This is a genomic window from Domibacillus aminovorans (genome assembly GCF_001643235.1).
Taxonomy (GTDB): Bacteria; Bacillota; Bacilli; order Bacillales; family Domibacillaceae; genus Domibacillus; species Domibacillus aminovorans.
In genome coordinates, this window is sequence record NZ_LQWY01000015.1 from 1 (window position 1) to 19,016 (window position 19,016).

Annotated in this window: 22 protein-coding genes, 1 rRNA gene and 1 pseudogene; 23 read left to right on the plus strand and 1 reads right to left on the minus strand. The window is 42.1% G+C overall.

Annotated features, from left to right (window positions below):
- Nucleotides 1-29 precede the first annotated feature (29 nt).
- The 10 genes and pseudogenes from rrf (at nucleotide 30) to rsmI (ending at nucleotide 6,796) form a co-directional block, all read left to right on the plus strand.
- Nucleotides 30-145, plus strand: a 5S ribosomal RNA gene (gene rrf, locus AWH49_RS07015).
- Between the two features lie 78 nt (nucleotides 146-223).
- The gene (locus tag AWH49_RS07020; RefSeq protein ID WP_244886775.1) at nucleotides 224-1,633 is read left to right on the plus strand and encodes an aminotransferase class I/II-fold pyridoxal phosphate-dependent enzyme; all 1,410 of its coding nucleotides are present in this window, start codon (nucleotides 224-226) and stop codon (nucleotides 1,631-1,633) included.
- Between the two features lie 3 nt (nucleotides 1,634-1,636).
- A complete protein-coding gene (tmk, locus tag AWH49_RS07025; RefSeq protein WP_018395079.1) occupies nucleotides 1,637-2,266 on the plus strand; it encodes a dTMP kinase in 630 nt (209 codons plus the stop codon).
- A gap of 43 nt (nucleotides 2,267-2,309) precedes the next feature.
- Nucleotides 2,310-2,640, plus strand: a pseudogene (locus tag AWH49_RS07030) (cyclic-di-AMP receptor).
- A gap of 15 nt (nucleotides 2,641-2,655) precedes the next feature.
- The gene (gene holB, locus AWH49_RS07035) at nucleotides 2,656-3,663 is read left to right on the plus strand and encodes a DNA polymerase III subunit delta' (protein WP_034287855.1); all 1,008 of its coding nucleotides are present in this window, start codon (nucleotides 2,656-2,658) and stop codon (nucleotides 3,661-3,663) included.
- On the plus strand, nucleotides 3,656-4,483 hold the full coding sequence (locus AWH49_RS07040) for a PSP1 domain-containing protein (RefSeq protein WP_018395082.1): 828 nt from the start codon (nucleotides 3,656-3,658) through the stop codon (nucleotides 4,481-4,483). Before holB ends, AWH49_RS07040 begins: the two co-directional genes overlap by 8 nt.
- A gap of 49 nt (nucleotides 4,484-4,532) precedes the next feature.
- Nucleotides 4,533-4,847: a DNA replication initiation control protein YabA gene (gene yabA, locus AWH49_RS07045; protein WP_051080882.1), complete on the plus strand. Its 315-nt coding sequence runs from the start codon at nucleotides 4,533-4,535 to the stop codon at nucleotides 4,845-4,847.
- Between the two features lie 60 nt (nucleotides 4,848-4,907).
- Nucleotides 4,908-5,669 carry a tRNA1(Val) (adenine(37)-N6)-methyltransferase gene (locus AWH49_RS07050; protein WP_034287858.1) on the plus strand — a complete coding sequence of 254 codons (762 nt, stop codon included), beginning with the start codon at nucleotides 4,908-4,910 and terminating at the stop codon, nucleotides 5,667-5,669.
- The gene (locus AWH49_RS07055; protein WP_063965136.1) at nucleotides 5,638-5,925 is read left to right on the plus strand and encodes a GIY-YIG nuclease family protein; all 288 of its coding nucleotides are present in this window, start codon (nucleotides 5,638-5,640) and stop codon (nucleotides 5,923-5,925) included. The genes AWH49_RS07050 and AWH49_RS07055 overlap by 32 nt, the downstream gene beginning before the upstream one ends.
- Complete coding sequence (rsmI, locus tag AWH49_RS07060; RefSeq protein ID WP_063965137.1) at nucleotides 5,897-6,796, plus strand: 16S rRNA (cytidine(1402)-2'-O)-methyltransferase; 900 nt, start codon at nucleotides 5,897-5,899, stop codon at nucleotides 6,794-6,796. Before AWH49_RS07055 ends, rsmI begins: the two co-directional genes overlap by 29 nt.
- Before the next feature lie 20 nt (nucleotides 6,797-6,816).
- On the opposite strand, the gene AWH49_RS07065 is transcribed toward rsmI, so the two are convergent.
- The gene (locus AWH49_RS07065; RefSeq protein WP_018395087.1) at nucleotides 6,817-7,101 is read right to left on the minus strand and encodes a transition state genes transcriptional regulator AbrB; all 285 of its coding nucleotides are present in this window, start codon (nucleotides 7,099-7,101) and stop codon (nucleotides 6,817-6,819) included.
- 400 nt (nucleotides 7,102-7,501) lie between these two features.
- Here AWH49_RS07065 and metG point away from each other — a divergent pair, with 400 nt between their 5' ends.
- The 13 genes from metG (at nucleotide 7,502) to pth (ending at nucleotide 18,975) form a co-directional block, all read left to right on the plus strand.
- Nucleotides 7,502-9,496, plus strand: coding sequence for a methionine--tRNA ligase (metG, locus tag AWH49_RS07070; protein WP_063965138.1), 1,995 nt, complete (start codon nucleotides 7,502-7,504; stop codon nucleotides 9,494-9,496).
- Nucleotides 9,497-9,541: 45 nt separating this feature from the next.
- Nucleotides 9,542-10,309 carry a TatD family hydrolase gene (locus AWH49_RS07075; RefSeq protein WP_034289756.1) on the plus strand — a complete coding sequence of 256 codons (768 nt, stop codon included), beginning with the start codon at nucleotides 9,542-9,544 and terminating at the stop codon, nucleotides 10,307-10,309.
- Between the two features lie 43 nt (nucleotides 10,310-10,352).
- On the plus strand, nucleotides 10,353-10,910 hold the full coding sequence (gene rnmV / locus AWH49_RS07080) for a ribonuclease M5 (RefSeq protein ID WP_018395090.1): 558 nt from the start codon (nucleotides 10,353-10,355) through the stop codon (nucleotides 10,908-10,910).
- A complete protein-coding gene (rsmA, locus tag AWH49_RS07085; RefSeq protein WP_063965139.1) occupies nucleotides 10,907-11,782 on the plus strand; it encodes a 16S rRNA (adenine(1518)-N(6)/adenine(1519)-N(6))-dimethyltransferase RsmA in 876 nt (291 codons plus the stop codon). The genes rnmV and rsmA overlap by 4 nt, the downstream gene beginning before the upstream one ends.
- 197 nt (nucleotides 11,783-11,979) lie before the next feature.
- Nucleotides 11,980-12,240, plus strand: a complete 261-nt coding sequence (gene veg, locus AWH49_RS07090; RefSeq protein ID WP_034287873.1) for a biofilm formation stimulator Veg — start codon at nucleotides 11,980-11,982, stop codon at nucleotides 12,238-12,240.
- Between the two features lie 115 nt (nucleotides 12,241-12,355).
- Nucleotides 12,356-13,225 (plus strand): 4-(cytidine 5'-diphospho)-2-C-methyl-D-erythritol kinase, encoded by an 870-nt coding sequence (ispE, locus tag AWH49_RS07095; protein WP_034287875.1) that lies wholly within the window; start codon nucleotides 12,356-12,358, stop codon nucleotides 13,223-13,225.
- A 68-nt stretch (nucleotides 13,226-13,293) separates the two neighbouring features.
- The gene (gene purR / locus AWH49_RS07100) at nucleotides 13,294-14,139 is read left to right on the plus strand and encodes a pur operon repressor (RefSeq protein ID WP_034287878.1); all 846 of its coding nucleotides are present in this window, start codon (nucleotides 13,294-13,296) and stop codon (nucleotides 14,137-14,139) included.
- Complete coding sequence (locus AWH49_RS07105; protein WP_034287881.1) at nucleotides 14,136-14,513, plus strand: RidA family protein; 378 nt, start codon at nucleotides 14,136-14,138, stop codon at nucleotides 14,511-14,513. The genes purR and AWH49_RS07105 overlap by 4 nt, the downstream gene beginning before the upstream one ends.
- Before the next feature lie 121 nt (nucleotides 14,514-14,634).
- Nucleotides 14,635-14,949, plus strand: coding sequence for a septation regulator SpoVG (gene spoVG, locus AWH49_RS07110; RefSeq protein ID WP_018395096.1), 315 nt, complete (start codon nucleotides 14,635-14,637; stop codon nucleotides 14,947-14,949).
- A 236-nt stretch (nucleotides 14,950-15,185) separates the two neighbouring features.
- Nucleotides 15,186-16,562 carry a bifunctional UDP-N-acetylglucosamine diphosphorylase/glucosamine-1-phosphate N-acetyltransferase GlmU gene (gene glmU, locus AWH49_RS07115; protein ID WP_063965140.1) on the plus strand — a complete coding sequence of 459 codons (1,377 nt, stop codon included), beginning with the start codon at nucleotides 15,186-15,188 and terminating at the stop codon, nucleotides 16,560-16,562.
- Nucleotides 16,563-16,582: 20 nt separating this feature from the next.
- The gene (locus tag AWH49_RS07120) at nucleotides 16,583-17,542 is read left to right on the plus strand and encodes a ribose-phosphate diphosphokinase (RefSeq protein WP_018395098.1); all 960 of its coding nucleotides are present in this window, start codon (nucleotides 16,583-16,585) and stop codon (nucleotides 17,540-17,542) included.
- Nucleotides 17,543-17,680: 138 nt separating this feature from the next.
- Complete coding sequence (locus AWH49_RS07125; protein ID WP_063965141.1) at nucleotides 17,681-18,304, plus strand: 50S ribosomal protein L25/general stress protein Ctc; 624 nt, start codon at nucleotides 17,681-17,683, stop codon at nucleotides 18,302-18,304.
- Nucleotides 18,305-18,414: 110 nt separating this feature from the next.
- The gene (gene pth, locus AWH49_RS07130; protein ID WP_063965142.1) at nucleotides 18,415-18,975 is read left to right on the plus strand and encodes an aminoacyl-tRNA hydrolase; all 561 of its coding nucleotides are present in this window, start codon (nucleotides 18,415-18,417) and stop codon (nucleotides 18,973-18,975) included.
- Nucleotides 18,976-19,016: the final 41 nt, after the last annotated feature.

Genomic DNA, 19,016 nt, shown 5'->3' on the forward strand with positions numbered 1-19,016 from the left:
AAAGAACATCGTTCGTTCGAACGTCATAGTCAGGTGGCATTAGCGAAGAGGTCACACCCGTTCCCATCCCGAACACGGCAGGTAAGCTCTTCAGCGCCGATGGTAGTTGGGGGTTTCCCCCTGGGAGAGCAGGACGCCGCCTGGCACGTTACAGTGTAAAAGGAGATGACTTTATGTCATCTCCTTTTTCTATATAAAAAATGAAAGGAAAGGATGGGATAGAATGCATATGGATCAAACAAAGATGCCTCTTGTAGAAGCATTGAAACAGCATAAGAAGCAGAATCCTGTTTCTTTTCATGTTCCTGGACATAAAAATGGGCAACTTTCATCTTTTAGGGGTCTGTCATACGATGTAACAGAGTTAAGTGGGCTAGATGATCTTCATGCTCCTGAAGGCTGTATTCAAGACGCGGAGAAATTATTAAGTGATTTGTATCAAACAAATGAAAGTAAATTTCTTATAAATGGAAGCACAGTTGGTAATCTTGCGATGATTCTTGGTACCCTTTCAGAAGGAGATCGTGTATTTGTTCAGCGCAACTGTCATAAGTCTGTGTTAAATGCATTGAAAATAGCAAAAGCAGTGCCTGTTTTTTTGGCACCTGAGTATGATGAAAATTCGAAAACCGTTGTTTTGTTTTCGGCCGAGGCATTAAAAAAAGCGTATCGTCAGTACAGGAACGTTAAAGCCGTAATATTTACGTATCCTTCCTACTATGGGATGGCGGATACATTTGAAACGCTGGCTATGATTGCGAAAGAGAACGGTTCAATCATACTTGTAGATGAGGCGCATGGAGCTCATTTTGTTTTGCCTTATGAAGGTATTCCGGAAAGTGCGCTTTATTTGGGGGCCGATATCGTAGTGCAGTCAGCCCATAAAATGCTGCCAGCGATGACCATGGGGTCGTATTTTCATATTCAATCAAGTCATATAGACCGGGATAAAGTAATGTTTTATTTGCATGCATTTCAATCGAGCAGCCCTTCGTATCTAATTATGGCGTCGCTTGATGCAGCGAGAGCATATACAGCTACTTATGAAGAATGTGATAGTCATTACTCGATGCAGGTAGTGGAGAGAGTAAAAGCAGTGCTAGAGTCGAGGGGATGTCTGTGCGTGAAGCCCGATGATCCATACAAACTTCTCGTACGGGCAGATGGTCTTTCTGGATATGAATTGCAGATATTGTTTGAACAGGCAGGATTATATCCGGAAATGGCAGATCCTTTTCAAGTGCTGCTTGTTTTTCCACTTTTAAAAGAAGGACAGATAACATTTGAAGAGGGTGCTTTACAAAAACTGCATTCTTTTCATTTGAAAAAAGGAATAGCGAGAGAGCGTTTTCCTGAAGTGAAAAAAACAAAAGGTGTGTCGACACTTGTATTGCCGTATAATGAGCATAATAAATATAAGAAAGAATTCGTTCCATTTAATGAAGCATCAGGTCAGATTGCGGGAGAAATGATTATTCCATATCCACCAGGCATTCCATTGATCATGGAAGGAGAACGAATTTTGAATGAACATATAGAATCACTTGAATGGATGCTAACACACGGGAGTCGCTTTCATGGCGGAAGCGGCTTGAAAGAAAGACGGGTTGCTGTTTTTCGCGGGGAGGTATAAACAATGAAAAAAGGAATATTTATTTCGATAGAAGGACCTGAAGGGGCAGGGAAAACGACAGTGTTAAACCGAATTGTTCAGGAACTGAAAAATAGAGGCAAGGATGTTATTCAAACACGTGAGCCAGGGGGAATTGCGATTGCAGAGCAAATTCGGTCTGTTATTTTAAATAAAGAAAATACAGCAATGGATGCACGGACGGAGGCGCTTTTATATGCAGCCGCACGCCGTCAGCATCTCGTTGAAAAAGTGATACCGGCAATTGAACGTGGAGCGATTGTGCTTTGTGATCGGTTCATTGACAGCTCACTTGCTTACCAAGGACACGCGAGAGGACTTGGTATGGACGAAGTAGCGTCGATTAATGCGTTTGCGACAGATGGTATGATGCCAGAGTTGACGCTATTATTTGATGTGAGTCCGGAAGTGGGTCTCGCGAGAATCCATCAACATGATGGGAGAGAAGTGAATCGTCTTGATTTAGAAGGGCTTTCCTTTCACAAAAAGGTGCGGGAAGGATATTTACTGTTGGCAGAGCGAGATGCTGGGCGGATTGTGGTAATCGATGCAGAGAAAGAGGAAGAATCGGTTTTTCAAGAGGCACTCGCAAAAATTAAAAAAGTGTTGCTTTGACGCTTTTGATATAATAGAAGAAATCCTGTTAGGGGGATATGGGATGAAGTTAATTACGGCCGTTGTACAGGATCAGGACAGTAATAGATTGTCTCATGCACTGATTGAACATCATTTTCGTGCGACAAAGCTTGCATCTACAGGGGGGGGGTTTAAAAGCAGGAAACACGACATTTATGATCGGGATAGAGGATGAACGTCTTCAGGAAGCGCTTCATATTATAAAACAAAATTGTCAGTCGCGCGATCAGGTGGCACCCCCACTATCACCGCTTGGTGGTAATGTAGATGCATACGTACCTTACCCGGTAGAGGTACCGGTTGGCGGGGCGACGGTGTTTATGCTTCCCATTGAGCAATTTCATCAATTTTAAAAGGGTGTGGATTACGTGTCTAAACAGTGGGAAGAGACAGCGGCGCGTCAGCCAACTGTCATGCGAATGATTGAAAATAGTATACTGAAAGATCGGGTAGCACATGCGTATTTGCTTGAAGGCGATCCGGGTACAGGGAAAAAAGAAGCGACGCTTTTATTTGCAAAAAGTTTATTTTGCTTGAAACCAGAAAAAAAATTAATGCCATGTGAATTATGTGTGAATTGCCGTCGTATCGATCATGGCAACCATCCGGATATTCATGTGATTGAACCGGACGGGCTGTCGATCAAAAAAGAGCAAATTTATTATTTGCAGCAGGAATTTACAAAAACGGGTGTTGAGTCGAGCCGGAAAGTATATATTATTAATCACGCTGATAAAATGACAGCAAGTGCTGCCAACAGTCTGCTTAAGTTTTTGGAAGAGCCATCTTCAGATACAGTTGCTTTTTTAATAACAGAGCAGAGTAGCCGGATGCTACCAACGATTATATCGAGATGCCAGCAGTTATCGTTTCGGCCAATTGATGATATCCAGTTAAAAGAACGTCTTATTCAGGAAGAAGTACCGCTTTCAATGGCGTCGCTTGTATCCAAAATAACGAATCATCTTGACGAAGCACATGCGTTGTCACAGGATGAGTGGTTTGCACAGTCACGTTCAATAGTGTTAAAATTGTACGAAGGCCTTAGAGCTGGAGGGCTGACAAGTCTTGTTCAGTTATCGGAGGACTTTCATTCGCATTTTAAAGAGAAGGAACAGATCAGTCTTGCCCTTGATCTTTTTGTTCTCATTCACAGGGATTTGCTTTCCATTATGACCGGAGAAGAATATGGTCTTGCATTTCCTGACTATCTCGTTTCCTTCAGACAGGATGCATTGCTTTTAACAGCTGAAGCGCTTGTAGATCGTCTTAGCTTTATTTTGGAAGCGAAGCGCAGAATTAACAATAACATGAACCAGCAGCTGCTAATGGAACAGCTTTTGTTAAAGGTACAGGGAGGACATGCCTTTGTGTAATGTAGTAGGTATACGCTTTAAACAAGCGGGTAAAATATATTATTTTGATCCAGGAGAACTCGGTATTCAGAAAGAAGATCACGTTATTGTTGAAACCGCAAGAGGTGTTGAATACGGTCATGTCGTCGTCGGACCGAAAGATGTTGATGAAAGTGATGTCGTCTTGCCTCTTAAAAAGGTAATTCGGACAGCAGATCAAAAAGATCGTCTTGCAGTTCAAGAAAATAGTGAAGCAGCAACTACCGCATTTACGACATGTGTAGATAAAATTGTCGAGCACAAGTTAGATATGAAGCTTGTTGATGTGGAATATACATTTGACCGTAACAAAGTGATTTTTTATTTTACGGCGGACGGGCGAGTTGATTTTCGTGAGCTAGTGAAAGATTTGGCGTCCATTTTTAGAACACGGATCGAGCTTCGCCAAATAGGTGTCCGAGATGAAGCAAAAATGCTTGGGGGTATTGGCCCATGTGGCCGAATGCTTTGTTGTTCGACATTTCTTGGTGATTTTGAGCCTGTATCGATTAAAATGGCAAAAGATCAAAACTTGTCATTAAATCCTGCCAAAATTTCTGGATTGTGCGGCCGTCTTATGTGCTGTTTGAAATATGAAAATGATGAATATGAAGCGGCACGCCGTGAATTACCAGATGTCGGCCAAAAAGTGCAGACGCCGAGCGGTTATGGGAAAGTAACGGGCTTGAATATTTTAGAGCGGCTCGTGCAGGTGCACATACCGGAATTAGAACGGACGCTGGAGTTCTCATCCGATGAACTCGGAAAAGAAGGAGCCGTTTCTGTGAAAGCAGGTGACTGATGCGGTGGAAAAACTAGATAAAAAGGCGATCTTTGATTCCGTCAGTCATATGGAATTGCAAATTGGTGAGCTTTATCAACAGCTTGGTGAAGTAAGAATGCAGCTCGCTGAAATATTGGAAGAAAACAATTCGTTAACGATTGAAAATGATCATTTGCGCCGCAGGCTTGAGCAATTAGAACGTGGTCATGAACGAGCATCAGGGGCAGAAAATGTTCAGGCGCGAGGAGCTGACATTGGTGAAGGCTACGATAATCTGGCCCGTCTTTATCAGGAAGGGTTCCACATTTGTAGTGTGCATTTTGGAAGCCCTCGTAAAGACGAAGACTGCCTGTTTTGTTTATCGTTTTTAAATAAAAAATAATGACGATTTTTTGCCTTCCTTTCTAAAGGAAGGCTCTTTTGTGCAAGAGGAGTGATAGGTATGACGGAATTAAAGGAAGATGAGAGGCTCGATTATTTGTTGGCGGAAGAGCTGCGTATTATTCAAAGTCCGACCGTGTTTTCATTTTCGCTTGATGCAGTACTGTTGGCCCGATTTGCCTCCGTTCCAAAAACGCGTGGTTCAATTATTGATCTATGTTCTGGCAATGGCGTTATTCCGCTGCTAATGTCTGCAAAAACAAGTGTACCGATTACAGGTGTCGAAATACAGGAACGGCTTTGTGATATGGCTGTCCGCAGTATTCAGTACAATAAATTGGATGATCAAATTAAGATGGTAAACGGCGATTTAAAGAATGCGCCAGAGCTACTTGGGATGGAGAAACATACACTTATTACGTGCAACCCTCCGTATTTTTTAACACCTTCTGACGGAGAATTAAACATGAATGAACATGTTGCGATTGCCCGCCATGAAATTAAGTGTACGCTTGAAGACTGTATTCGTTCATCATCAAGGTTATTAAAGCAGGGCGGAAAAGCAGCGTTTGTACACCGTCCAGGCAGGCTCTTAGATATTTTGACACTGATGAGGAAGTACCGTGTGGAACCGAAGCGGCTTCGTTTCGTTTATCCGAAGCATGGAAAAGAAGCAAACACCGTCCTTGTTGAAGGCATAAAAGATGGTGCACCGGATTTGAAAATTTTAATGCCTCTTTACGTGTACGATGAAAAGGGCGAGTATACTGAGGAAGTGAGGACGCTGCTATATGGGGGTGAACCACCATTTTTACGTCGTTAAGTGTCATGACGGTTCGCTTTATGCAGGGTATACGAATGATTTAAAAAAAAGAATGAGCGTTCACAATGCCGGTAAAGGAGCAAAGTATACGAGAGCCCGTCTGCCGGTTACACTTATTCATAGTGAGTTGTTCGACACGAAGCAAGAAGCAATGAGGGCAGAATACGCGTTTAAGCAGCTTCCTCGCATGAAAAAAATTGATTATTTGTTGAAAAGAGGTGTGGCCGTTGAAAGCACAAAAAAGCTTTGCGAATGAAGAAATAGAGGGTATTTTATATCTTGTGCCGGTGCCAATTGGCAATCTGGAAGATATGACTGTGCGAGCACTCCGCATTATGAAAGAAGCAGATGTCATTGCTGCGGAAGACACACGCAATACGAAAAAGTTGTGCAATTACTTTGACATTGCTACACCTGTCATCAGCTACCATGAACATAGCAGTGAAGCAGCCGGACGTAAATTGATTGACCGCATTCAATCAGGTGAAATAGTAGCACTTGTCAGTGATGCAGGCACGCCATGCATATCCGATCCGGGTCATGAGCTTGTACTGTTAGCGATAGAAGAAGGATTGAATGTCGTCCCACTTCCAGGTGCGAATGCAGCTGTCACGGCACTTATTGCATCAGGCATTGCACCACAGCCATTTTATTTTTATGGATTTTTAAGCCGCGGGAAAAAAGAAAAAAAGAAAGAGCTTGAAAAACTGGCGTTATTCCGCGATACGTTTATTTTGTATGAATCGCCGCATCGGTTAAAAGAAACACTCATTTTAATGGAAGCCTTTTTCGGTGCAGACCGTCGGATTGTACTTTGCCGGGAACTGACGAAAAAGTTTGAAGAGTTTTTACGAGGGACAGTCGGCGAAGCAGCAGACTGGGCGAACGAGTCCAAGATCATGGGTGAATTTTGCCTTGTGATTGAAGGAAGTACCGGGGAACTGGTAGAGCGGGCTAATTCTGAATGGTGGAGTGAGATGACTGTGGAAGCGCATGTTGAACAGTATGTTATCGAACGAGACATGATACCGAAAGAAGCAGTGAAACAGGCAGCTAAAGATAGAGGTTTACCGAAACGCGATGTATATGCCGCCTATCACACTAAGAAAAATCCCAATGGCGAGTAATCGCCATCGGGATTTTGATATTATTTACCGTTTTCAAACGCTTCTTGAATTTCTTTGATCAAGATCTCAGCACCTTCATGGCTAAGGATTAACTTCCCACCGGCAAGTTTGATGTTGTCGTCGGAAACTTCACCTGTTACTTGACAGGTCATACTTGGTTTATATTTTTTAAGGATGATTTTATCATCATCTACGTAAATTTCAAGTGCATCTTTTTCTGCAATTCCAAGTGTACGGCGCAGTTCAATTGGAATAACGACCCGTCCTAGCTCGTCTACTTTACGTACAATACCTGTTGATTTCATTTAAAAAATATTCTCCTCTCCATTTTTGAATGTATTAAAATGTGTTGCGTAAATGAATTCGTCATTATTCGACAAAATTTTTAACCTGTATCGTAATCATACCAAGAGTTCCCATAAACGTCAACAAATAAAATGTAATTCTTCAATTAACTGTAAGTCAGAAAACACTGATTTATCAATATTTTTAGAAAATAACTATTTTTTACAAAAAAAAAATTATTCGATATCGAAAATTGTCGAATTTCGTTGAAAGTTTAACTGAGGAACTTAGAGAAAAGAAAGCGTGCATATTTACATTTATTCATGGATGGGGGAAAATAAAAGAAGTGATGTAAAAGCTTCCGGCAGGTGGCCGGAAGCTTTTATCTATAAGAAGAAAGAGCAATAAGGAGGGAATCCATTGAGCGATTATAAAAAATCGTTTTATTTAACAACACCTATTTATTATCCGAGCGGTAATTTGCATATTGGTCATGCATACACAACCGTAGCAGGCGATGCGATGGCACGCTATAAACGGCTGCGTGGTTTTGATGTTATGTACTTAACCGGAACGGACGAACACGGTCAAAAAATCCAGGAAAAAGCAGATGAAAAAGGAATCACGCCACAGCAATACGTGGACGAGATTGTTGCTGGTATTCAAAAGCTGTGGGAAACTATGCATATTTCCAACGATGATTTTATCCGGACGACTGAAAAACGTCATAAAGACATTGTAGAAAAAATCTTTAAACAACTTTTGGATCAAGGCGATATTTATCTCGGTGAATATGAGGGCTGGTATTCCGTACCAGATGAAACCTTTTACACAGAAACACAGCTCGTTGATAAAGAAGTAAATGACAAAGGAGAAGTAATTGGCGGGAAAAGTCCGGATAGCGGCCACCCGGTAGAAAAAGTGCGTGAAGAGTCGTATTTCTTCCGCATGAGCAAATATGCAGATCGTCTTCTGAAATATTATGAAGAGAACCCGACATTTATTCAGCCAGAATCGCGTAAAAATGAAATGATCAACAATTTCATTAAGCCGGGGCTTGAAGATCTCGCAGTTTCACGGACGACATTTGATTGGGGTGTGCAAGTACCAGGAAATCCAAAACATGTTGTATATGTATGGATTGATGCTTTGTCTAACTATATTACTGCGCTCGGGTACGGAACAGATCATACTGAGAAATTTAATCAATACTGGCCGGCAGATGTACACCTTGTTGGAAAAGAAATTGTCCGTTTCCATACGATTTACTGGCCCATTATGTTGATGGCTCTTGATCTGCCTCTGCCGAAAAAAGTATTTGCACACGGCTGGCTGTTAATGAAAGATGGCAAAATGTCGAAGTCAAAAGGCAATGTGGTTGACCCAGTTACGTTAATTGACCGCTACGGTCTTGACGCGCTGCGCTATTATCTTCTCCGTGAAGTACCGTTCGGTTCTGATGGTGTGTTTACGCCGGAAGGGTTTGTTGAGCGAATTAATTATGACTTGGCAAATGACCTTGGCAACTTATTGAATCGTACTATTGCCATGATTAATAAATATTTTGACGGCATTATCCCGGCTTACAGGGGTTCTGACGGTGAATTTGAACAAGCGCTTGTGGACATAAATGAAAAAGTAGTGCGGGAATATGAAGAAGCGATGGAAAACATGGAGTTTTCCGTCGCGTTAACATCGCTCTGGCAGCTTGTGAGCCGGACAAATAAATATATTGATGAAACACAGCCGTGGGTACTAGCGAAAGAAGAAAAAAAAGAGGAACTCGGTACAGTTATGTACCATCTGGCGGAATCATTGCGCCGAGCAGCAGTTCTTTTAACGCCTTTTTTGACGAGCACACCAAACAAAATTTTTGAACAGTTACAGCTGAATGAATCATCGTTGCAAAATTGGGAAAGCTTAGAGGCATTCGGAGCAATTCCAGAAAGCATTCAAGTTGTGAAAAAAGGCGAACCGATTTTCCCGCGTCTTGATATGGAAGAAGAAATCAACTTTATTAAAGACAAGATGCAAGGTCCTTCAGCACCTGTCGTAGAAGAAAAACCGGTGGAAGAGTACGCGCCAATTTCAGAAGAGATTAGCATTGATGATTTTATGAAAGTGGATCTTCGCGCGGCGACTGTTATTGAAGCGGCTCCTGTGAAAAAAGCGGATAAGCTGTTAAAGCTGCAGCTTGACCTTGGTTTTGAAAAACGACAGGTGGTTTCAGGCATTGCGCAGTACTATAAACCGGAAGAACTTGTTGGACGAAAAGTCGTTGTTGTAGCAAACTTGAAGCCGGTCAAATTGCGTGGTGAATTATCGCAGGGCATGATTTTAGCCGGTTCTAAAGAAGGGATTTTGACTCTTGCTGAAGTACCGGAAAACTTACCTAATGGAGCGAAAATAAAGTAAAATAAAATTGTTTCACGTGAAACAAGAATGAAAACGGGTGATAATATGCTTTTTGATACACACGTTCATTTAAATGCGGATCAATTTCAAGAAGATATAGAAGAAGTCGTCGTACGGGCTCAGAAAGCCGGTGTCACCCGGATGGTCGTTGTCGGCTTTGACCGTTTAACGATTGAGCGCGCGATGGATCTCATTGAACGATACGATGGGCTATATGCAGCAATTGGCTGGCATCCAGTTGATGCGATCGATATGCGTGATGCAGATCTTGCATGGATTAAAGAGCTTGCTCTACATCCAAAAGTTGTTGCAATTGGCGAAACGGGTCTTGATTATCACTGGGACAAATCGCCGAAAGACATTCAAAAGGATGTTTTTAGACGTCAAATTCAATTGGCTAAAAAAGTGAAGCTGCCGATTGTTATTCACAATCGGGAAGCGACACAGGATATTGTCGATATATTAAAAGAAGAAGGCGCCGAAGAAGTGGGCGGCATTATGCATTGTTTCAGCGGCAGTGCAGAAACAGCGCTTGAATGCATAAAAATGAACTTCTACATTTCACTCGGTGGTCCTGTCACGTTCAAAAATGCAAAAAAGCCGAAAGAAGTGGCTATAGCTGTTCCATTAGACAAATTATTGATTGAAACGGACTGTCCATATCTGGCGCCACATCCATATCGAGGCAAACGCAATGAGCCGGCATACGTGAAGCTTGTGGCGGAAGAAATTGCGGTATTAAAAGAATGTTCTTACGAAGAAGTGGCAGACGCTACGATGAAAAACGCGCAAACACTGTTTCAAATTGATTAAGCAGGGGGTCTCACAGCCTCTGCTTTTTCGTTCGGAGGAAAAAATGAAAATAAAAGAAATTATCGTTGTTGAAGGCAAAGATGATACAGTGAAAATAAAGCTGGCAGTTAATGCTGATACGATTGAAACGAGAGGATCTGCTGTCGATGAACGTGTCATTGAGCAAGTGCGACACGCTCAGGCAACGCGGGGGGTGATTATTTTCACCGATCCTGATTATCCGGGACAGCGCATTCGCAATATGATTTCAGAGCAAGTGCCAGGCTGCCGACATGCTTTTTTGCCCAAAGAAGAAGCGATCGAAAAGCTTGGCCGAGGTGTCGGTGTTGAGCACGCGTCGATCGAATCGATCCGTAAAGCGCTTCGTGATGCACAATATATGGAAAAGCAAGCAGAGGAACAGATGACGATGGAAGATCTTGTGAATGCAGGGCTCATAGGTGGTGATCGAGCGAAAGCAAGACGAGAAAAGCTTGGTGGGAAATTAAAAATAGGCTACGCGAATGGAAAACAATTGTACAAACGGCTCATTATGTTTCAAGTGACACGTGAACAGTTCATTGCTGCATTAAAAGAAGTAATGGAGGAGGAACTACGATGAAAGACATCGCTACACCGTCCAGGACGAAGGATATTCTCTCTAGGCACGGATTTTCATTTAAAAAAAGTCTTGGTCAAAACTTTTTGATCGATTCGAATATTTTGCAGCGTATTACTGAAACGGCCGGTTTGACGAAAGAAACAGGTGTCATTGAAATTGGGCCGGGAATCGGTGCATTGACGGAACATTTAGCCCGTACAGCTGGAAAAGTCGTTGCTTTTGAAATTGACCAGCGTCTCTTGCCGATATTAGATGAAACACTATCGCCCTATGATAATGTAAAAGTCATTCATGAAGATGTATTGAAAGCCGACGTAAAAACAGTTGTTGAAAAGGAGTTTGCGGGATATGACCGTCTCATGGTCGTCGCGAACTTACCTTATTATGTGACAACGCCAATTATTATGAAGCTGCTTGAAGATAAAGTTCCGGTGAACGGTTTTGTCGTGATGCTTCAAAAAGAAGTGGGTGCTCGCATTTCGGCGAAACCATCAACGAAAGAATATGGTTCACTATCGATCGCTGTGCAATATTATACAGAAGCGGAATTGGCATTCATTGTACCGAAAACAGTCTTCACGCCGCCGCCAAATGTTGATTCAGCGATTATCAAACTGATGGTCCGCGGTGAACCGGCAGTACGCGTTCAAAATGAAGACTTTTTCTTTACCGTCACTCGTGCATCGTTTGCTCATCGTCGCAAAACGATTTTAAACAATCTTGTAAACGGGCTGCCGAATGGAAAAGAGAAAAAAGAACGCATTATCGCTGCACTTGAAAAGGCAGGAATTGAACCGTCTAGAAGAGGAGAGACGCTATCACTGGCTGAGTTCGGGATGCTTTCTGATGCTCTTTTGAATGAAGATATATAACACATATGAACCGCTCTTGAAAAAAAGAGCGGTTTTTTTTTCGAAAGTGGGAAATAATAGCCGTGACGAAAAAAAACGGTGTTTTTTCAATAAAAAAATATTGACAACAATAAGAGACGCTGATAAAATTATAAATTTGTTTGACTGAAACAAAAGATTGTGCTATACTAAACATGAGTGAAGTGAGGTGGAAGCAAATGCCGAAAACATTATCCGATATTAAAAAGTCGCTTGATTGTCATTTGGGTAAAAGATTATTGCTTAAAGCGAATGGTGGTCGACGTAAGACGATTGAGCGTTCCGGTATTTTAGCGGAAACGTACCCTGCTGTTTTTGTCGTAGAACTTGATCAGGATGAAAATTCATTTGAACGCGTTTCTTACAGCTATGCAGATGTGCTCACTGAAACCGTTGAACTGACATTTGAAGATGCAGCAGCAGCAGGCAGTGCAGTATAAACAAAGCTTGCTTTTTTAATAAAGCAAAACACCGGAGAGCCGGCTCNNGAGCCGGCTCTTTTTCTTTGTGATAAAATAAGAAATAATTTATTGTGTATAGAGTAGGTGGACTAAAATGAAATTAATGATTAAAGCACCGGCGAAAATTAATTTAACGCTCGATGTACTTCACAAAAGGCCAGATGGCTACCATGAAGTAGAAATGATTATGACGACAGTTGATCTCGCTGATCGGCTTGAGCTTGAAAGTCTTGAGAAAGATGAGATTCGGATTATTTCCCATAATCGCTTCGTTCCAGATGATAGCCGGAACCTTGCTTATCAGGCCGCTAAAATTTTGAAACAGCGGTATAATATTAAACAAGGGATTGCTATTCAAATCGACAAGATTATTCCGGTTGCAGCGGGACTAGCTGGCGGAAGCAGTGATGCGGCAGCTGCATTGAAAGGATTAAATGCATTGTGGGGTCTTGGGCTGTCGCTTGATGAATTGGCCGACATTGGAGCGGAAATTGGTTCAGACGTTTCCTTTTGTGTGTATGGCGGTACAGCAATTGCGACAGGAAGGGGTGAGAAAATTAACCGATTGCCTGCGCCGCCGAATTGCTGGGTCATTCTTGCTAAACCGACAATAGGTGTTTCAACAGGTGAAGTATATAAAAACTTGAAACTAGACCGTATGAATCGGCCGGATACAAATGCCATGATCGATGCCATTCGTGAAAACGATTATGATAAAATGTGTGCAAATGTCGGGAATGTTTTAGAATCAGTTACATTAAATGCTCATCCGGAAGTCGCCCTTATTAAAGAGCAGATGATTCGGTTCGGTGCAGATACAGTGTTAATGAGCGGCAGCGGGCCAACAGTCTTCGGGCTGATTCGCCATGACTCACGCATGCATCGCGTGTATAATTGTCTGCGCGGCTTTTGCGATCAAGTGTACGCCGTTCGGATGTTAGGGGATGGGAATTCTGTTGATTAAAACCGTATATTAAGATATATTATATATAAAATATTCGGTTTTACTCCCCAGGAGGTTTAAATACAGCGATGAAGTTTCGTCGAAGTGAACGTATTATTTATATGACGCACTATTTACTGGAGAATCCACACCAGCTCGTTTCGTTGACGCTTTTTGCGGAACGATTTGGATCGGCTAAGTCATCGATCAGTGAGGACCTGGCGATTATAAAAGAGACATTTGAAAAATGTGGCATCGGTACGCTGAAGACGGTGCCGGGTGCAGCGGGCGGTGTGAAGTTTTATTCAAGAGTGAATAATCGGGATGCGAAGATGTTTATTAATGATTTATGCCGTCAGCTCAAAAATCCGGATCGATTACTGCCGGGCGGCTATTTGTACATCATGGATTTACTCGGGCATCCAAGTATTATGAATCAGGTAGGCAAGCTGCTTGCTTCGGCTTACGCGGATGAAAAGATTGATGCTGTTATGACGGTCGCTACAAAAGGGATTCCAATTGCACACGCGATTGCAGCTCATTTAAATGTACCCGTTGTCGTTGTACGCCGCGATAGTAAAGTAACAGAAGGGCCAACTGTGAGCATTAATTATGTATCCGGATCAACGAAGCGCATTCAGGCAATGGTTTTGTCAAAGCGCAGTTTAAAAGAAGGATCCAAAGTACTGCTCGTCGATGATTTTATGAAAGGCGGTGGAACGATTAATGGAATGATCAGTCTGCTTGCTGAATTTAATGCATCTGTTGCCGGTATTGCCGTTCTTGTTGAAGCAGAGTATTCGGATCGGTTGATCAACGACTACATTTCGCTTGTAAAACTGAAAGATGTAAACGAAAAAGAAGCAGCGATCTCTGTTGTCGAAGGAAACTACTTTTCAAAAAGTATTGAATTTTTACAGGAGGAATCAGAATGAAGATTATTAACACAAAAAAGGCACCTGCAGCAATCGGCCCATACTCACAGGGTATTATCGTAAACAATTTGTTCTATAGTTCCGGCCAGATTCCATTAACAGCAGAAGGAACACTCGTAGACGGTTCAATTGAAGAACAGACACATCAAGTATTTGCAAATTTAAAAGCAGTACTCGAGGAAGCAGGTGCTTCTCTTGAGTCTGTTGTGAAAGTAACAGTCTTTTTATCTGACATGGAAGAGTTTGGTGCGGTCAATGAAGTATACGGAGAGTATTTCTCGGCTCATAAACCGGCCCGTTCATGCGTAGAAGTCGCGCGTCTTCCAAAAGATGTAAAAGTGGAGATTGAAGTCATTGCTCTTATAAAAGCGTAAACCGGCCCTGTGCCGGTTTTTTTTATGAAAATTTTTTCGGATGAAAAAGAAGGAATATTTCAATTATTATTGAATAATTAGTTTATACATTTTTTAATACGGGTAGAGGTGGTGAATATGCGTGGAAATAACAGATGTAAGATTGCGACGCGTACAAACGGACGGCCGAATGAGAGCAATTGCGTCCATTACGTTTGATGAAGAATTCGTGATTCATGATATTCGTGTTATTGATGGGAACAATGGCTTGTTTGTCGCAATGCCAAGCAAACGAACACCGGATGGAGAATTCCGTGACATTGCGCATCCCATTAATTCCAGTACGCGCGGGAAAATTCAAGACACAGTCCTCTCAGCGTATCATCGCATTGATGAATATAGCGAAACAGAACTTGTCGAACTTGAAGAAGCGGGAGCAGTTTCGTCACGCGTATAGACGTTCATCGCTTGGGCGCCGTTATAGCTGCCTCCTGAGTTTTATACATCAAGAGCCTACTTTTAGTGTAGAGCTCTTTTTTTTGCTTTTTATGGAAGATTAAAAGGTGGTAAAACTTCCATCGATGAAAGTTTCACTATATGCGTTGTCAATAATGTGTCAATTTCCCCCCATTATTGAAATAAACGCTTTTTTAAGATATATTCAATAGGGATAAACAGGTTAGGAGGCCTTTTATGACAAACATTTATGCCGTCATTTTGGCTGCAGGACAGGGAACGCGCATGAAGTCTAAATTGTACAAAGTGCTGCATCCTGTCTGTGGAAAGCCAATGGTAGAACACGTTATTGATCAAATTTCAGGTTTACATACAGAGCAGATTGTCACAATTGTCGGCCACGGAGCGGACAAAGTAAAGGCGCAGCTGGGTGAACGTTCTGCTTATGCGCTGCAGGAAGAGCAGCTCGGGACGGCTCATGCAGTCATTCAAGCAGAACCGATGCTGGCAGGTAAAGAAGGCTGTACACTCGTTGTCTGCGGCGATACACCGCTTATTCAAACGTCAACGATGGAGGCGCTTGTCAAGCATCACGTGGAAACAGGAGCTAAAGCAACAATTTTAACGGCTCTTGCAGAAAAACCAGATGGCTATGGCCGCATCATTCGCGGTGCAGACGCTTCTGTGAGCCGCATTGTTGAACATAAAGATGCAACGGATGAAGAACGAGCCATTAATGAAATTAATACAGGTACGTACTGTTTTGATAACAAAGCGCTGTTTGATGCGCTTAAAAATGTATCAAATGAAAATGTGCAAGGCGAATATTATTTGCCGGATGTTATTGAAATTTTAAAAGCGGCAGGTGAAATTGTATCTGCTCACCAGACAGACAGCTTCGATGAAACCCTTGGTGTCAATGATCGTGTCGCACTCAGTGAAGCAGAGCGGATTATGCGTGCCCGAATTAACGAGCAGCACATGCGTGCCGGCGTGTCGATTATTGACCCGCTTAACACATATATCGGATCAGACGTCGAGGTTGGGGCGGATACGGTTATTTATCCTGGTACAATTCTTTCTGGCAAAACGTCTATCGGCATAGATTGCGTAATCGGCCCGAATACAGAAGTGAGTGACTGCGCTATTGGGGACCGTACGGTAATTCGCCAGTCTGCAACGTTTAACAGTGAAATTGGAGCAGATGTCAATATTGGTCCATTTGCACATATTCGTCCTGAATCTTTCATTCACGATGAAGTGAAGATCGGCAACTTTGTCGAAATTAAAAAGGCTGTATTTGGCAAAGGAAGCAAAGCGTCACATTTAAGCTATATTGGTGATGCGGAGATTGGCAGCGATGTAAACATTGGCTGTGGATCTATTACCGTGAACTATGACGGTGAAAATAAATTTCTCACAAAAATTGAAGATGGCGTGTTCATCGGCTGTAACTCGAATCTTGTTGCTCCGGTCACGGTGAAGAAAGGTGCTTATGTGGCGGCAGGTTCGACGATCACAAACGAAGTACCGGAAGAAGCGCTTGCGATTGCACGTGCGCGTCAAGTAAATAAAGAAAATTATGTTCAAAAAATCTTTTCAAAAAACGATTAAAAATGACAGTGGAGGTCATCATGAGCAACCAGTATTTAGATCCAAATTTAAAAATCTTTTCGTTGAATTCCAACCCAGCATTGGCACAAGAAATTGTGGAATTTATCGGTGTGGAACTCGGCAAATGTTCAGTTACACGTTTTAGCGATGGCGAAGTTCAAATTAACATCGAAGAAAGTATACGCGGCTGTGACGTATACATCGTGCAGTCAACTAGTGGACCGGTAAATGAACATTTAATGGAATTGCTCATTATGATTGATGCGTTGAAACGTGCTTCTGCCAAAACAATTAACGTTGTCATTCCATATTACGGATATGCACGCCAGGATCGTAAAGCCCGTGCCCGTGAACCGATTACAGCGAAACTCGTTGCAAATTTACTGGAAACGGCAGGAACAACTCGTTTAATTACACTGGATCTCCACGCACCGCAAATTCAAGGGTTTTTTGATGTACCAATTGATCACTTACTAGGTGTGCCGATTTTAGGTGAATATTTCAAGAAAAAGGGGTTCGATAAAGAGAATCTCGTTATCGTATCACCGGATCATGGGGGGGTAACGCGTGCCCGCAAATTGGCAGATCGTTTGAAAGCGCCGATTGCGATCATCGATAAACGCCGTCCGCGCCCGAATGTATCTGAAGTGATGAACATCGTTGGCAATGTAGATGGGAAAATTGCCATTTTAATCGACGATATTATTGATACTGCCGGTACGATAACACTTGCAGCGAAGGCAATTACTGAAAGTGGAGCAAAAGAAGTGTATGCATGTTGTACACATCCTGTTTTATCGGGTCCTGCGCTGGAGCGGATTGGCAACTCCATCATTAAAGAGCTCGTCGTGACGAATTCAATTGCGCTTGCACCTGAAAAGAAAACAGATAAAGTTGTTGAATTGTCTGTTGCACCTCTTATTGGTGAAGCGATTATCCGTGTTCACGAAGAGCAGTCAGTCAGTACATTATTTGATTAATAAAAATGGGGAATCGGTTCTTTTTACAGAACCGATTCTTTTTTTGCCTTATCAGGTTTATAAAGCGTTTGTTTAGGGAATATACAATTGTGTATAGATAAAACAAGTAACTTAAAATCAGAAAGGTGACTATTCAATATGAGTAATGTATTAGAAGCTAAAAAACGTGAGGGCTTTACGAAAGCTGCATTAACAGAAATTCGTATAAAGGGTTCATTTCCAGCTGTCATATACGGTAAAGGTGTAGAATCTGAGCCAGTATCAGTGGAAGAACCCCAATTTATTAAAGTGATCCGTGAAGTTGGACGGAATGGAATGATATCGCTAAACGTTGATGGTGAAAAATATGATGTGATTTTGCAGGAATATCAACAAGATTCACTGAAAGGACATATCATCCATGCCGATTTCCTTGCGGTAGATAAATCATCTAAAATTACATCACAGGTGCGTGTTGACATTGAAGGTGAAGCGGTCGGTGCAAAAGAAGGCGGCGTCGTTCAGCAGCCGTTGTTCGAATTGAATGTTACAGCCAAAGTATCCGAATTCCCTGAACATGTAACAGTGAATATTTCGGAACTGGCAATAGGTGATTCTATCTCGGTTGGTGATATTCGCGATCAATTTAATTTCGTGATCGAAAACGAAGATGATGAAACAATTGTTTCGGTTCTTCCTCCGCAAAAAATGGAAGAAGATGAAGAAGGCGAAGACACCGCTAATGCAGATGTTCCCGTTATAGACGAGGCAAAAGAAAATTAACATTTAAGTGTAATATACAGGCAGCCTGCGATAAAAGCAGCTCTGCCTGTTTTTTTTGTGTTTAGTCATGTATACTGAGTATAACTGTAAAAAATGAGGTGCAAATAAATATGAAATTAATCGTGGGCCTTGGTAACCCAGGCGCAAAATATGCAGGGACACGTCATAATATTGGCTTTGATATTATTGATGAGTTAGCTGACCAGTTTGGAGTCGAGCTCTCAGAAGCAAAGCATAGAGGTGTGTATACCATCGCAAGAAAAGGAACGAAAAAAGTCATTTTATTAAAACCATTAACATATATGAATTTATCAGGAGAATGCATTGGTGAAGTGATGCGCTATTATGATATCGATAAAGAGGATGTCATTGTTGTATATGATGATCTGGATTTGCCGCAGGGGAAAATACGGCTCCGTCAAAAAGGAAGCGCCGGTGGTCATAACGGGATCAAGTCGACAATTGCGCACCTCGGTACGGATCAATTTAAGCGCGTGCGTGTTGGCATCGGACGTCCAGATGGTCCAATTAAAACCGTTGATTATGTGCTTGGCAAGTTCAGTGAAGAAGAACGAAATGTTATGGATTCGGCAGTCAAAAAAAGTGCCGCTGCCTGTACAAGTGCAATCGACAACACATTTATTGATGTGATGAATGAATTCAATCAATGATGCATTGCGTTAAAAAGCTTTGTGGGCGTATGCTCCAAAGC